This is a genomic window from Streptomyces sp. NPDC021212, from assembly GCF_044332925.1.
In the GTDB taxonomy this organism is placed as follows: Bacteria; Actinomycetota; Actinomycetes; order Streptomycetales; family Streptomycetaceae; genus Streptomyces.
Window position 1 is genome coordinate 430,844 of sequence record NZ_JBIRPZ010000005.1, and the last position, 13,333, is coordinate 444,176.

The 13,333-nt window shown below is 71.9% G+C and carries 12 protein-coding genes; all 12 read right to left on the minus strand.

Annotated elements, in window-relative coordinates; all coding sequences use genetic code 11:
- Positions 1-96 precede the first annotated feature (96 nt).
- The 12 genes from ACH4SI_RS16685 to ACH4SI_RS16740 all read right to left on the minus strand — a co-directional run bounded on the left by ACH4SI_RS16685 (position 97) and on the right by ACH4SI_RS16740 (position 13,247).
- Positions 97-279, minus strand: a complete 183-nt coding sequence (locus ACH4SI_RS16685) for a hypothetical protein (RefSeq protein ID WP_398296444.1) — start codon at positions 277-279, stop codon at positions 97-99.
- A 944-nt stretch (positions 280-1,223) separates the two neighbouring features.
- The gene (locus tag ACH4SI_RS16690; protein ID WP_398296445.1) at positions 1,224-1,463 is read right to left on the minus strand and encodes a hypothetical protein; all 240 of its coding nucleotides are present in this window, start codon (positions 1,461-1,463) and stop codon (positions 1,224-1,226) included.
- Between the two features lie 205 nt (positions 1,464-1,668).
- A complete protein-coding gene (locus tag ACH4SI_RS16695; protein ID WP_398296446.1) occupies positions 1,669-3,273 on the minus strand; it encodes an ABC transporter ATP-binding protein in 1,605 nt (534 codons plus the stop codon).
- Positions 3,270-4,145 (minus strand): ABC transporter permease, encoded by an 876-nt coding sequence (locus ACH4SI_RS16700; RefSeq protein ID WP_398296447.1) that lies wholly within the window; start codon positions 4,143-4,145, stop codon positions 3,270-3,272. Before ACH4SI_RS16700 ends, ACH4SI_RS16695 begins: the two co-directional genes overlap by 4 nt.
- A gap of 48 nt (positions 4,146-4,193) precedes the next feature.
- Positions 4,194-5,147, minus strand: a complete 954-nt coding sequence (locus ACH4SI_RS16705; RefSeq protein ID WP_398296448.1) for an ABC transporter permease — start codon at positions 5,145-5,147, stop codon at positions 4,194-4,196.
- Entirely contained in the window at positions 5,144-6,763 is a 1,620-nt protein-coding gene (locus ACH4SI_RS16710; protein WP_398296449.1) for an ABC transporter substrate-binding protein, read from the minus strand. The genes ACH4SI_RS16705 and ACH4SI_RS16710 overlap by 4 nt, the downstream gene beginning before the upstream one ends.
- Before the next feature lie 49 nt (positions 6,764-6,812).
- Positions 6,813-7,637 carry a class I SAM-dependent DNA methyltransferase gene (locus tag ACH4SI_RS16715; protein WP_398296450.1) on the minus strand — a complete coding sequence of 275 codons (825 nt, stop codon included), beginning with the start codon at positions 7,635-7,637 and terminating at the stop codon, positions 6,813-6,815.
- A complete protein-coding gene (locus tag ACH4SI_RS16720; protein ID WP_398296451.1) occupies positions 7,634-8,953 on the minus strand; it encodes an MFS transporter in 1,320 nt (439 codons plus the stop codon). The genes ACH4SI_RS16715 and ACH4SI_RS16720 overlap by 4 nt, the downstream gene beginning before the upstream one ends.
- Positions 8,937-9,998, minus strand: a complete 1,062-nt coding sequence (locus ACH4SI_RS16725; RefSeq protein ID WP_398296452.1) for a dipeptide epimerase — start codon at positions 9,996-9,998, stop codon at positions 8,937-8,939. Before ACH4SI_RS16725 ends, ACH4SI_RS16720 begins: the two co-directional genes overlap by 17 nt.
- The gene (locus ACH4SI_RS16730; RefSeq protein ID WP_398296453.1) at positions 9,995-11,116 is read right to left on the minus strand and encodes a PLP-dependent cysteine synthase family protein; all 1,122 of its coding nucleotides are present in this window, start codon (positions 11,114-11,116) and stop codon (positions 9,995-9,997) included. The genes ACH4SI_RS16725 and ACH4SI_RS16730 overlap by 4 nt, the downstream gene beginning before the upstream one ends.
- On the minus strand, positions 11,113-11,994 hold the full coding sequence (locus tag ACH4SI_RS16735) for a Rossmann-like domain-containing protein (protein WP_398296454.1): 882 nt from the start codon (positions 11,992-11,994) through the stop codon (positions 11,113-11,115). The genes ACH4SI_RS16730 and ACH4SI_RS16735 overlap by 4 nt, the downstream gene beginning before the upstream one ends.
- Positions 11,991-13,247 carry an ATP-grasp domain-containing protein gene (locus tag ACH4SI_RS16740; protein WP_398296455.1) on the minus strand — a complete coding sequence of 419 codons (1,257 nt, stop codon included), beginning with the start codon at positions 13,245-13,247 and terminating at the stop codon, positions 11,991-11,993. The genes ACH4SI_RS16735 and ACH4SI_RS16740 overlap by 4 nt, the downstream gene beginning before the upstream one ends.
- Positions 13,248-13,333 lie beyond the last annotated feature (86 nt).

Genomic DNA, 13,333 nt, shown 5'->3' on the forward strand with positions numbered 1-13,333 from the left:
TCCGTCGCGGAGGATTTGAGCGCGCTTGGTCGAGTGCTGCCGTTGCGTCGGTCAGGCGTAGCAGCTCCCGGTTCTCCCGGTCCGTACGTGTGTTGGTCACGCCGCCCCGCGCAGGTCGTTCAGAGGTTCGGTTTCTTCGACTTCCACTCCGGGGCCGCGTGGGACGACTTCCACGAGGGCGCCGAGGATGCTGGACAGGTCTGATTCGAAGCTGGTGATGTCGAAGTAGGAGCGGTCGGCGTCCAGGGTGGCGACAAGTTCCCCGGGCTCGGTGCTCAAGGCGAAGGAGTGCAGGCCATGCCGACGTCCGAGCTGGCGAATGGTCGTGGCATTGGCGCGGAGCTTTGCGGTGGTAGCCGGCCTCACGGCTCATCCTCCCTAGCGCTTTCGGGCACCGGAATCGACAGGGGCCAGAATATAGGAGTGTGGCAGCATGATGGGCCTGCTCGGGAGGGGCGCAGGGAGCGGTGTCCTCTTGCTCCGTACGGCGGTGTACGACCCCGGGTCTTCTGCTACAGAGTGGTACGGCTCGTTGCGGAGAGTTGCCACACCGCTGGAGGTCAAGGGGTCGCAGGTTCAAATCCTGTCGTCCCGACCAGCGTTTTCGCAGGTCGGAGGCCGTTTCCGCGGGTAGCGGAGGCGGCCTTTGTCGTGTCTGGGCAGGGAGCGATGGGGAGCCCTCGTGCTCCCAACTCGCAGACATGTCAACGGTGTCCGATTCGTCCGTCACCCGATCCGGTGGACCTGCGGCGCCGTACCGAGCCCCTGCGTGTAGTTGTCACCCGTAGGCCCCTGAGATCACCCCATCGATCTGGGTGCTCTCTGCATCGAGAGGCATAAGAACCCCTTGTCGGCTCCCGGCCCCCTTTCTGGGTGGGAGCACGGCATCGGGCTCCCCATGCGGCAGGGGTGGGGTGGGTCACTGGTGATCTGTCGGGCCGGTTTCCGCAGGCAGCTAGCGCGGGGGTGTCCTGGTCGCCGTGGACGGCCTGCGTCAAGGCGCGGCAAAGCCCCTTGGTGTCCGTCGGCAGATAGGGCACTCCCAGGGCGTGAGCGCTGTATCCGGCTCTGGAGCGCCATAGGGAGACTGTTTGCGGAGGCCTGGCTGGAGGAAAAAGTGTGCCAAGCGAGCGAAAATGATGTCCCCGCTGTGCGTGCGCTTGGCGTGGCGGTCGACGAGCACTGCTTCCCTGCGTGGCGCACGAGTGCGGTGCTCTTGTCGTTCATGGATTCGGTCTGGGTGGCACGGGAGGCCGGGCAGCCTGGGTGGCGTCTGACCCGTGGGTTGGCTTGAGGGGCGCTGGCGTGAACCGAACCTTGTCCTTGCCGAGTTGGCGTTCCAGCACGGTGATCTGGTGGCGCAGGGTGAGGATCTCCGCGTCCTTGTCCCGGTCGGTCATCGGCAGCAGACGAAGCATCGCGAACGCGTTCGACACACCCAAGTAAGCCAGTCGCAGCAGCACGATCGATCATCATGACGCGTGAACCACCGACTACGCGAGAGCGCCTACTCAAGCGACGAGGCCGACGACCGCCAGTCCCGATACAGCCCTCCGACCAGGGCGGATGACATTCTCGGCAAGCGCAGTCCCCCGCCTCGGTGTCCCCGACCGGAGGTCGCCGCCGCTGGACCGGCCGTTGGCGCAGCCTGGACCTCTCGGGAACCGCTCACTGTCCCGTTCCCGCCTCCAGGCGTGCCGTGGTCTCCATGAGTGAGACGGTGAAGGGGTGCTCCGGTGCGGTCAGTACGCGGGAGGCCGTCCCCTGCTCGACGAGTTCTCCGGCGTCGAGGACAGCGATGTGGTGGGCGAGGGCCGCGATGTCCAGATCGTGGGTGATGAGGACCAGCGAAAGGTCATTACGGTCCTGGAGCAACTGGGCGAGAAGCTCCAGCAGGCCGCGGCGGTTGACCGTGTCGAGGCCGGAGGTGATCTCGTCGCAGATGAGGACGCGGGGCCGGGCGAGCAGGGCGCGGGCGAGAGCGGCGCGCTGGAGTTCGCCGCCGGAGAGCTGACCGGGGTGCCTGTCGGCCAGTTCCTCCGGCAGGCCGAGGCGGGTCAGGGTGGCCAGGGCCTCCTGCCGTGCCGTGTCCTTGTCGGTGTCGCGCAGGCGTATCGCGGTGCGGGCGACCTGGTGCAGGACGGGCCGGTGTTCGTCGAAGGCGGCGCGTGAGTCCTGGAAGACGTATTGCACGGCCGCCAGTTGCGCGCGGTCGCGGGTGCGCAGCGTGCGGGGCAGAGCGGTGTCGTCGAGGATGATCTTCCCTTCGTAGTCCCGGTGGAGTCCGGCAAGGCAGCGGGCGAGCGTGGTCTTGCCGCTGCCCGAGCGGCCGACGACGGCCAGGCACGCGCCGGGGTGCAGGTTGAGTTCGGGGACGCGCAGCACCGTGGTCGGGCGGCCATGGGCGCCGCCGTCGCGGTGGCGGGCGGTGAGGCCATGTATCCGCAGGACGGGCTCACCGATTCCGGCTGAGGGGGTGGGGGGCGTGAACTCCGCTTTGGCGGTGAGTAGTTCGCGAGTCCACGGGTGGCGGGGCGCGCTCCACAGGCGTTCGGCGGGGCCCGATTCCACGATCTTCCCGGCGCGCATGACCAGGACATCGTCGGCGAGGGCGCGGGCCACGTCCAGGTCGTGGCTGAGCAGCACGACGGCGATGCCCCGTGCGGCGACGGCCGCCAGCTGGTCGACGATACGGCGCTTGGTCAGGGCGTCTTGTCCGGTGGTGGGCTCGTCGGCGACGATGACGCGGGCTCCGAGCAGAAGCGCCTGGGCGAGGACGACGCGCTGCTGCTGGCCGCCGGACAGCTGATGCGGGTAGCGCCGCAGCAGGGCCTCGCCGCCGGGGATCTGGGCTTCCTCCAGGGCCCGCAGGACACGTTCGCGGGCCGCCGCCCGGCGCCGGGCGCGGGGAAGGTGGCGTACCTGGGAGCGGGCGATGTCGGTCAGGAGGGCGGAGACTCGGCGGGCGGGGTTGAGGACGGCCGCCGGGTGCTGGGGGACGTAGCCGACCGGACCCTCGGCGGCCAGGCGGACGTCGCCGCCGACCCGCGCGCCGGGCGGGTACTCGCCGAGCAGGGCGAGGCCGGTGGTGGTCTTGCCGCTGCCGGAAGCGCCCACCAGGGCGGTGACCTTGCCGGGCAGGGCCTTGAGATGCACGCCGTCGACGATCGCCCTGCCGCCGATCTCCACGCGAAGGCCGCGGATCTCGGTGGCGGGCCGGGTGCCGAGGCCGAGGGGCGCGGTGGGGTCTGTGGTGTCGTTGTCGTGGTTCACGGACGTGGCTCTCCTGCCCGGTTCCGGTTGGTCCTGGTCTTCTCGCCCTGGCCTCGGGTGCGCCGTCGGCTGCCCGCGAGTGCGGCGTCGAAGAGGAGGTTGGTGCCCATCGTCAGGGCGACGATCAGTACGGCGGGGACGACCACGGCCCACGGCTGGACGAACAGACCGGTGCGGTTGCGGTCGACCATGACCGCCCAGTCGGCGGCGTCCGGCGCGACCCCGACGCCGAGGAACGCCGCTGTGGCGACCAGGTACAGCACGCCGGTCAGCCGGGTGCCGGCGTCGGCGGCCAGGGTGCGCAGCATGGAGCGTCCGACGTAACCGACGGCCATGCGCCACCACGTCTCGCCCTGCATGCGCAGGGCCTCGACCGCCGGGCGGGCGGCAGTCTCGGCCGCGGTGGCCCGCACGATACGGACCGCGTCGGGCACGTTGACCAGCGCGACCAGCAGGGCGAGGCCGACGGCGCCGGGGGAGAACACCGAGGCGACGAGCAGGATCAGCAGCAGCGACGGCACGGCGAGCAGCACGTCCAAGGGCCGGATCAGCAGCTCATCCAGCCAGCGGCGGTGGGTGAGCGCGCAGACCAGGCCCACCGGGAGAGCGACCAGATAGGAAAGCGCGGTCGCGCCGAGCGCGGTCACCACGACCGGACGCCCGCCGTGCAGCACCTGCCGCCACACGTCCCGCCCCACGAAGTCGGTGCCGAGCCAGTGGCCGTCTCCGAGGGTGAGGGACGCGGCCCGCGGACCAGGGGCGCCCGCGAACAGCGGGCCGAGGAGGGCGAGTACGAGGGGTAGGGAGACGACGGCGACGCCGAGCACGAAGCGGCCCGTACGCCCTTTCGCCTCATGGCTGGGCATCGGCATCGGGCGGCCCTCCTTCGCTCGGTGCGCGCTCCGCGACGGGAGGGAGGCTCACGCGGCCACCCCCGCCCGGGGTGCCAGCCGATGGGTCACCAGGTCGGCGCCCAGGTTGAGGACGACGGTCAGGACGCCGAAGACGACGGCGAGGCCCTGGACCACGGGCACGTCCCGCTCGGCGACGGCGTTCAGCAGTACGGTCCCGAGGCCCGGGATCACATACAGGGCCTCCACGACGACGACCCCGCACAGCAGCCAGTCGATGGTGCGGGCCAACTGCTGGGTGGCGGGAGCGAGGGCGGCCGGCAGGGCGTGGGCGTAGCGGACCCTGGCCCCGGAGACGCCGTAGCGACGGGCCTGCGCCACGTACGGGGAGGCGAGCGCGTCGACCATGCCCGCGCGTACCAGTCGGGACAGCGAGCACACCGGCCGGGACAGCAGGACGAGCACGGGCAGCACGAGCGCGGCCGGGTGGCCGAGGAGGTCGGTGCCGTAGCCGACGGCGGTTGGCGGCAGCCATTCCAGCCGGAGCGCGAGGACGGTCACCAGCAGACTTCCGAGGGCGAATTCGGGCACCGCGTACACGGCGAGCGTCACGGAGCTGACCAGCCGGTCGACCAGGCGGCCTTCGTACCGGGCGGCCAGCACCCCGAGGCCGAAACCGGCCGGAACGAGCAGCGCCACGGCGAGCGCGGCCAGCAGCAGGGTTGGCCCGAAGCCGTCGGCGAGGTACGTACTGACCGGGCGGCCTGAGGTGAGCGAGGTTCCCAGGTCGCCGTGGAGCAGGCCCACGGCCCAGTTGGCCAGCCGCTCGTAGGCGGGCCGGTCCAGGTGCAGGGACTCACGGATGGCGGCGATGCGCGCGGGGTCGGGCTGGTCGCCGGCCAGGGCGACCGCGGCGTCGCCCGGCAGCGCCTCGGTGAGCGCGAAGACCAGCAGCACCACGGCCACGGTCTGCGCGACGCCGAGCAGCAGCCGCCGGGCGACGAAGGATCGCAGTGGGCTCATGCGAGCCACACCTTGTCGAAGCGCGCCCAGTCGAGGGTGTTGGCGGGGGCCTTGGACTCAACCCCCTTGACGTTGCGCGCGGTTCCCAGGATCGAGTCGGCGAAGCCCCACACCAGGAAGCCGCCCTCGGAGTACAGGCGGCGCTGCATGCGCTCGTAGACGGCGGCGCGGTCGGCCTTGTCCTTGGTGGACTGGGCCCGCTGGTAGAGCGCGTCGAAGTCCTTGTGGTGCCACTTGGTGGCGTTCGTGCTGGAGTCGATGAGCAGCCGCTGGGAGATGTGGGCCTCGATGGGCATGGCACCGGAGCGGTAGGAGCACAGCGTGCCGCTGTCCAGGATGTCGCTCCAGTACGAGTCCTTGCTGCCCGTCTTCACCTTGATCGTGACGCCCGCCTTCGCGGCTTGGTCGCGGAAGATGCTCGCGGCCTCGGTGAACCCGGTGGCCACCGCCGAGGTGTCGAGGGTGACCTTCAGCTTCTCGGCACCGGCCGCCTTCAGCAGGGCGCGGGCCCGGCCGAGGTCCTGTTCGCGCTGCGGGAGGCCGTCGGCGTAGTACTCGTAGCCCTTGCCGAACAGATCGTTGCCGATCACCCCCGCGCCCGACAGGGCGCCGTCGATCAGTTCCTTGCGGTCGGCGATCAGGAAGAACGCCTGGCGCACCCGCTTGTCGTCGAAGGGGGCCCGGTCGGTCTTCATCGCGAAGCTCTGCATGTCGCTGCCCCGGAGCCGGATGACGGTGATCTGCCCCTTGCCCTCGTGGGCGCGGGCGGTGGTGGGATTGAGTTCGTGGGCGTACTCGACCTGCCCGCCGAGCAGGGCGTTGACCCGGGCGGACTCCTCGTTGGCGATGACGAACTCCAGCTCGTCGAGGTGCGGGGCGCCGTCCCAGTAGTCCTCGTTGCGGCGGAAGACGGCCGACCGGCCGGGAGAGAAGGACACGAAACGGAACGGGCCGGAACCGATCGGCTTCTTGTCGAAGTCGGTGGCGCCCTCCGGCACGATGTACGCGCCGAACGCGGCCAGAACGTTGGGGAATTCGGCGGTGGGCCGCTTGAGGACGAACTCGATGCCCCGCTCGCCGGTCGCGCGGCTCGCGTCGAGGTCGATGGGTTCCAGGGACGCCTTGGCGCGGAACGCCTTCTTGGGATCGGCAATGCGGCGGTAGCTGTGCAGCACGTCCTTGGCGGTGACCGGCCTGCCGTCGTGGAACGTGGCCTTGCGAAGGGTGACCTGCCAGCGGTCCAGGGTCCTGTTCGCCTCCCACTTCTCGGCGAGGCGGGGCCGGGCGGACAGGTCGGCGTCGTAGTCGGCGAGCTTGTCGTAGAGAGCCTTCGCGCGGGCGGCGTCGGCGAAGAGATTGGCCAGGTGCGGGTCGAGGGTCTCGCTCGCGCCGCCGCCGGCGAACGCGGCGCGCAGCCGTCCGCCGCGCCGGGGGCGACCGGCGCTGCCGTCCCCTCCCGGGGTGTCGTCGGTGCCGCCGCATCCGGTGAGCGCGAACGCGCCGAGTGACGCGGCACCGGCGGCGGCGAGGAAGCCACGGCGGCGCAGGCCGGGGAAGTGGTGCTCGTCCAAGTGATCGCCCACGGGGGGAAGGTGGCGGGCGGGTTCGTCATGCATGGGGATTCCTCGGGGTGTGAGAAGTGGCGACACGATGCGGGGGCGGCCCTCAGGAAGCCGAGGGGGCGGGCTCGGTGACGCGGGCGACCACATGCAGCCGGTCGGCGTCGGTCGTACGGCCGGGGAAGTGGCCCTCGCGCCAGGGCGGCTCGGTGCGCGGACCCGGTCCGTCGTGCAGCTCCAGGACCTCGAAACCGTGCGCGGCCAGGAGATGACGCAGCTCCTGCGGGAACAGCAGCCGCCACGCGGAGTGCTGTTCCACGGGCGCGGATCCGTCGTCCGCGGTCCATACGCGAGTGCGGCGCAGGAGCTGGGCCGTGCGGTCCACCGTGAGCGTGGTGGTGGACCGGTAAGCGGTGCCCTGCCAGGTGAACTCACCGGCCGTAGGTGCGTCGAGCAGGTCCGTACGGCCGAGGAAGTAGGCCCCGTTGCGCATCTCCGCGACGAGCAGCCCGCCCGGGACGAGGGCGCGTCGGCAGGACGACAGGAAGCCGTCGAGCTGGGCGTTGGTGTGGCAGTACAGCAGTGCGCTGTCCAGACACACCACGGCGTCGGACACGCCCTGCCCCAGGTCGAACCCGTGCAGGTCGGCGCGGACGTACGCGGGCCCCGGGTGGTCCTTGCGGGCGTGCGCGAGCATCGTCTCGGAGATATCGGCCCCGGTCACGTCGCGTCCCGCGCCGTGGAGGTGGGCGGCGTCGCGGCCGGTGCCGCAGCCCAGGTCCAGGACGCGCGGCCCGGCGCCGTGCCGGCGCAGGCAGTCCTCCGTCCAGCGGCCGGCCAGCCGATCAGGATCGGGGAACCTGGCCTCGTACAGCTCGGGGTTGTCGGTGAGCAGATTGTGCGCGCCCGAGCCCGCCGTGGTGGTCGTCATGTCGTCTCCCTCTTCTCCCTCGTCTCCTTCGTCGCACCGTGTCCGGGGTGGCCGGATACCACGGCCGGTGCGGCGGACCTCGGTGTCGTCGGCAGTGAGCCCAGCCGGTGCAGCCAGGCCACGCCGAGTGCGGAGGCGAGCCCGAACAGCGCACAGCACGCCCAGGGCAGCCAGTCGGCGTCGCCCCGCTCGCCGGCGTCCATGGCCCAGCCGACGACGGTGTTGCCGAGGGCGGCGGCGATGCCCGAGACCACGTAGAAGATGCCGAAGTACGTGCCCGTCAGCTCGGGCCGTCCGAAGCCGGGGACGAGTTCCATCACGAACGGCTGCGCGACCATCACCCCGAGGTAGAGCAGCAGGGCCCCGACCAGCACGGGCAGGGCGCGCAGTACCGCGTCGGCGATGCCGTCCGGTCCGGCGGAGCCGCCCGCCACCAGCGCGGGCGGCAGGAACGCCAGCGCCATCAGGCCGAGCCCTACGGTGATCCAGCGCGCCCGGTTGCCGCTCACCTTCAGGGCGCGGGTGATGCGCAGCTGGAGCGTGAGGTTGGCGAGAGTGCCGACGAGGAAGACGAGCCCGGCGGCGCCGTCCCAGCCGGTGGCCCGGCGTGCTCCGTCGGGCAGCAACAGATAGAGCTGGTTCTCGAGGGTGAACATGCCGACCATGGCGAGCGCGAAGGCCAGGAAGGCGCGGTGGCCGAGCGCCTCGCGCCAGTCCGCGAGCACCGTGCCCTCGCTCGGCTCCACCTCGCGCGGGGGCAACACCAGGGCCTGCGCCACGGTGAGGACCGCGAAGATCGCGGCGGCGGTGAGCGCCGAGGTACGGAAGTCCACCAGGAGCAGTGCGCTGCCGAGCAGCGGGCCGATCAACGCGCCCGTCGTGGCGAAGACGTTGAACAGGGCGAACGCCTCGGCCTTGCGCTCTCCCGCCTCCTGCGCGATGTAGGCACGCACGGCGGGGTTGAACAGCGCCCCGGCGAACCCGCTGAGCACGGACGCGGCGATCAGGACGGCGAGGCTGTCGCCGAGCGCGAACAGCGCGAACCCGACCGTGCGCAGGGCGCACCCGGTGATGATGACGCCGCGGGCGCCGAGCCGGTCGGCGGCGGAGCCGCCGATGATGAACAGGCCCTGCTGGCTCAGGTTGCGCACGCCGAGGACGATGCCGACGACGGCGGCCGACATGCCCAGGTTCTCGTCGAGGTGGGTGGCGAGGTAGGGGATGAGCAGGTAGAAGCCGGTGTTGACGCCGAGCTGGTTGACCAGCAGCAGCTGGATCGCGACGGGGAAGCGGCGCATCTCATGCCACGTCTTCATGGCGCACCTCCCGCAACTGGACTCCGAGCCCGGGAAGGGCGTTCGCGCGGACGAAGCCGTCGGTGCCGCCGATGCCCGACCACGGGTCGTGGGCCAGCAGCAGGTGTCCGTCGAGGTCGGCCCAGCGGGCGCGGTCGGCGAGGTGGACAGCGGGCGCCAGGCCGAGGCTGCTGGCGGTCAGACAGCCGAGCATCAGCGCGGTGCCGCTGTCCTCGATCGCCTCGGCGATGCGCAGGGCGGCGTGCACACCGCCGCACTTGGCGAGCTTGACGTTGACGCCTTGGACGCGTCCGGCAAGACGGCGTACGTCCTCCAGTCCCACGGCGTCCTCGTCGGCGATGATCGGCACGGGTGAGCGCTCGGCGAGAGTTCCCAGCGCGTCCGGGTGGCCTGGCGCGAGGGGCTGTTCGACGGCCTCCACACCGAGTTCGGCGAACCGCGGCAGCAGCGCCATGGCCTGCGCCACGGTCCAGGCGCCGTTGGGGTCGAGGAGCAGTCGGACGCCGGGTGCCACGTCGCGGATGACACGGACGCGCTCCACGTCGTCCTCGGGGTCGGGAGTTCCCGCCTTGACCTTGAGGACCTCGAAGCCGCGCGCGGCGAGGCGGCGGGCCTCGGCCGCGGCACGGCCCGGCGAGGTGATGCCGATGGTGCGTGCGGTGGCGGCGACGGGGGGTTCGGGGGCGCCGAGGAGGCGGTGCACGGGGGTGCCCTCGCGCTTGCCGACCAGGTCGAGGAGCGCCGCGTCGAGGGCGGCGGTCACGGCCGGGGGAGTGCTCGCCCCGGGCAGCTCGCCAGTCCGCAGGGCTTCCAGGGCGCTCTCGGGGTGGCGAAAGCGGCCCAGGTCCGTCCCGACGGCCGCGAGGAGTCGTCGCAGGGTCTCGGTATCGAGGCCGTAGTAGACGCTGGTGACGGCCTCGCCGTGGCCGCTGACCCCGTCGTGTTCGACGCTCAGCCATACCGCGTCGCGGGCGGCCATCGTCGAGCGGGAGATGCGCAGCGGCTCGGTGAGTTCCAGACGGATGGTGCGCTGACTGGCTTTCACAGGTTTTCTTCCGGGTGGTAGGGGACGGCCCCCGGTGGGGCGGGCCACAGCAGGTCGGCAGTCAACGGGTCGGTGACCCTCGTACATCGCATCCAGCCGGTGGCCTCGGCCGCGCCGGGGTGCGGGATCTCGACGGGCCGGGTGGCCGCCGTGGCCGGGTCGAGGCCGTGGGCGGCGGCGAAGTCGTCGTCGTAGACGGTGTCGAGGTAGCGGTGCGGGCCGTCGGGGAAGATGGTGGCGACGACCGCCCCGGGGTGGACGCGGGCGGCCCAGGCGGAGACCCGCGCGACCGCGCCGGTGCTCCAGCCGCCGCTGACGAAACTCCCCCGGGCGAGCCGGCGACAGCTGTCCACGGCTTCCGCCGGGCCGACCCAGTGGACCTCGTCGAAGGTGTCGTGGGCGACGTTGCGCGGGTGGATGCTGCTGCCCAGCCCGCGCATCAGACGGGGCCGCGCGGGCTGACCGAAGATCGTGGAGCCGGTGGCGTCGACGCCGACCAGCCGGAGCGCAGGCCAGTGCCGCCGCAGCGGGCCGATGATCCCCGCGCTGTGGCCACCGGTGCCGACGCTGCACACCAGGACGTCCAGGTGGTCGAGCTGGGCGGCGAGTTCGGCGGCCAGTGACGCGTAACCGGCGGTGTTGTCGGGGTTGTTGTACTGGTCGGGCCAGTACGCGCCGGGCAGTTCGGCGAGCAGCTCCCGCAGCCGGGCGAGGCGGGCGGCCTGCCAGCCGCCCCGTTCCGCCGGACGGTCCACCAGCTCCAGCCGCACTCCGTGGGCGCGCAGCAACTTCCGCATGGACGGCTCCAGTTCGCTGTCGCCGACCAGTACCACGGGGTGGCCGAGGGCCTGTCCGGCGAAGGCGAGCCCGATGCCGAGGGTGCCGGAGGTGGACTCCACCACCGGTGCGCCGGGGCGCAGTTCGCCCCGTTCGCGGGCGCCCAGGAGCATCGACACGGCGGCCCGCGCCTTCATACCGCCCGCCGCGAGCCCTTCGAGCTTGGCCCAGAAGCCGGGGTGTGGCCCCGGCAGGTCGGAGGCGATGCGGACCAGGGGCGTACGGCCGAGCAGGGCGAGCAGTTCCCGGCGGGCTGCGGGACGGACGACTGTCGCGGTCACCGGGCACCTCCGGGGCGGTCGGCCCGGTAGTGGTGGACGGTGCCGGGACCGCCGTCCAGCCAGAAGAACGGGTACGGTTCGGCGCACACCGCGCTCACCCCGTGACCCAGGAGCCGGGGCAGTACGGCGCTGCCGGTCTGCGCGAACAGCACCAGCCGCTTGCCGTCCCGCAGCGCGTGTTCGCGCAGCGGCTCGAAGGTTCCGTTGCCGAGTGTCATCCCGGAGACGAGCAGCGCGTCGCAGTGGGCGGCCTCGGCGAGCGCGTCGGTGACGACCGGCTCGTCCCACTCCGTCACCCCACCCTTGAGGTCGCACGGCACATAGCCGATTCCGTGCGAGCGCAACGCCTCCAAGAGGGAGTTGACGACGCCGATCACGAGCACCGTCGCCCCCGGCGGCTGGTCGAGCAGCTCGACGACGGCCCGCGCCCGCGCCCGGGACTTCTCCAGCGACGTCCCGGCGGGGAGCGCGACCGGACAGGCCCCGTGCTCCGGGGTGTGCGGAGCGATGTGCATCAGGTAGGCGTCGAGGGCGGCCACCCGCACCGGAAGCAGCGGATGGTCCAGAAGCTCGGCCACATCGGCGCCGACGCACTCCTCGACCGCGCTGTCGGGCAGGGCGCCGGGCTCGACCGCGCACGAGCCGACGGCCCCGGCGAGCCGCAGGCTGAGCACCTCGTTGCGGTAGCCGGTGCCGCGTCCGTCGTGCCGTACGGCCTGCCGCGTGGTGAAGGCCACGGCGATCCGCCGGGTACGCGGGTCGGGTCCGAGTTCGCCGGAGCGGACCCGCCTCACGAGATCGTCGTATGTCGCCCCGCGGACCACGGAAGGGGCCCAGGCGGTCTTGCCGACGGATATGTCGGAGGTGTCGGCGGTCATCGGATCACCAGTCCGGACCGCACCTCGGCGAGCAGCGCCTCGACCCGCTCCCGGGCTCCGGCCCCGTCCGGGTCCCCGGCCATCACATGCCCGAGGTACTCGTTGTTGCTGCCCGCCGCCTTCACCTGCCTGCCCGGCTCCGCGAGCTGGACCTCCAGCACGCCGGGAGCGTCCCGTAGCGGGTCGCCGTCCAGCGAGGCGAGCGTGCCCGTGCGCTCCGGCACGAGGAAGCCGATGGCGGCACTGCGCAGCCCGGTGTCCGTGCGCCGCAGATCGGGGGCGCGGCCGAGGCTTGCGTCCACGCAGGCCGCGGCGAGGTCGATGGCCGTGACGTGGCGGACGAGTTCGGTGATGCGGTTGCCGGCGGGGCGCGAGTTGACCTCGACCACGCGCGGCCCGGCGGAGGTCAGCTTGACCTCGGTGTGTGCAACCACGCCGTCGACCAGCCCGAGCGCCTTGAGCGCGCTCAACGCGGTCTGCTCGGCGGCCTCCGTGTCGCCGGCCGTCAGCGCGGCGGGGAACATGTGCCCGGTCTCGATGAACGCGGGTGCCCCGCCGACGCTCTTGTCGGTCACGCCCACCACATGGACCGCACCCCCGTGCGACACCGTCTCGACGCTCACCTCGGGGCCGTCCAGCAGTTCTTCGAGCAGGACCGTGGGCGCGCGTCGCTGCCCGCGCGCGTTGACCGGGAAGTCGGCCAACCCCGCGAAGGCGGCGGCGAGTTGGTCCTCGTCGTCCACACGCCGTACGTACATGCCCGCGCACAGGTCGACGGGCTTGACGACCAGCGGGTAGCCGATCTCCCGCGCGGCGCGCGCGATGTCCGCCCACTCCTCATGCACGGCGAAGCGGGGCCCGGGCACCCCGGCGTCGGACAGGACGCGACGGGTGGCGTCCTTACGGCAGGCGTTCTCGACCGCCTCCGGCCTCGACCCCGGCAGGCCGAGGTGCCCGGCGATCCGCGCGACCGTCGGCAGGTAGTAGTCGCAGGAGGTGATCGCCCCGTCGAAGCCGAACACCGCGTGCAGCCGCTCGACCTCCGGCAGCAGCGCCTCGGTGTCATTGGTGTCCGCGGTGAGCACGTTGCGCGCCCCGAGCAGCGGGTGTGCCGTCCCCTCGGGGGCGGAACGCAGGTAGTGGTGCAGGTCGCGGGTGAGGAAGGTGAACTCGTGCCCACCCTCGCGTATCGCCCGTGGCAGCAGTCGGCTCATCGACCCGACCCAGCTCTCGACCACCAACAGATGAGCCACAGCTCCCCTTTTCCAGTCGTGTGGGATACCGTCGCGAACACGCTATCGATAATCGTTTTCATTGTCATCTGATGGATCGAAGTCCC